Below are 574 nucleotides of genomic sequence, written 5' to 3' on the forward strand. Positions count from 1 at the left end.
TTCTTGTTTATAAAATGTAAGTCAAGTAAGTAAGGGCGTACGGCGGATGCCTTGGCCATATCAGCCGATGAAGGACGCGATAAGCTGCGATAAGCTGCGGTGAGGTGCAAGTAACCTTTGACCCGCAGATCTCCGAATGGGGAAACCCGGCGTGAGTAGTCACGTCATCCTCTATGAGGATGGGTACCCGGTGAACTGAAACATCTAAGTAGCCGGAGGAAAAGGAATCAACAGAGATACCCCTAGTAGCGGCGAGCGAACGGGGCAGAGCCCAAACCGGATTGGGAAACCAGTCCGGGGTTGCGGACTGCTAACAAGTGCAGGCGTGAAGCAGAACCGGTTGGGAAACCGGGCCAGAGAGAGTGAGAGCCTCGTAAGCGCAAGCAAATGCATGGAGCAGGATCCAGAGTACCACGAGACACGAGAAACCTTGTGGGAAGCAGGGGGGACCACCCTCCAAGGCGAAACACTGATATGGACCGATAGCGAATAGTACCGTGAGGGAACGGTGAAAAGAACCCCGGGAGGGGAATGAAAGAGAACCTGAAACCGTATGTCTACAAGCAGTCGAAGC

1 rRNA gene is annotated in these 574 nt (G+C 53.8%); it reads left to right on the plus strand.

Annotation, left to right across the window (positions count from 1 at the left end):
* Nucleotides 1–19: 19 nt before the first annotated feature.
* Nucleotides 20–574, plus strand: a 23S ribosomal RNA gene (locus tag HMPREF3201_RS01430); the annotation flags it as partial.

It is taken from the genome of Megasphaera sp. MJR8396C, assembly GCF_001546855.1.
Classification (GTDB): domain Bacteria; phylum Bacillota; class Negativicutes; order Veillonellales; family Megasphaeraceae; genus Megasphaera.